Raw genomic sequence first — 225 nt, forward strand, 5'->3', positions numbered from 1 at the left:
ACTATGCGCAAGCACTTTGAGGGGGCACAGGCCAGGGGGTAGCGACTGTTTAGCAAAAACACAGGGCTCTGCTAAGTCGGCTTCAAGACGACGTATAGGGCCTGACGCCTGCCCGGTGCCTGAAGGTTAAGTGGAGGGGTGCAAGCTCTGAAATGAAGCCCAGGTAAACGGCGGCCGTAACTATAACGGTCCTAAGGTAGCGAAATTCCTTGTCGGGTAAGTTCC

At 55.1% G+C, this 225-nt stretch carries 1 rRNA gene (cut by both window edges); it reads left to right on the forward strand.

Going from position 1 to position 225, the window contains the following annotated elements:
- A 23S ribosomal RNA gene (locus ASG69_RS00030) occupies window positions 1–225 on the forward strand (its annotated part extends past both window edges: 1,130 nt to the left, 965 nt to the right); the annotation flags it as partial.

The organism is Rhodococcus sp. Leaf225 (assembly GCF_001426145.1).
In the GTDB taxonomy this organism is placed as follows: Bacteria; Actinomycetota; Actinomycetes; order Mycobacteriales; family Mycobacteriaceae; genus Rhodococcoides.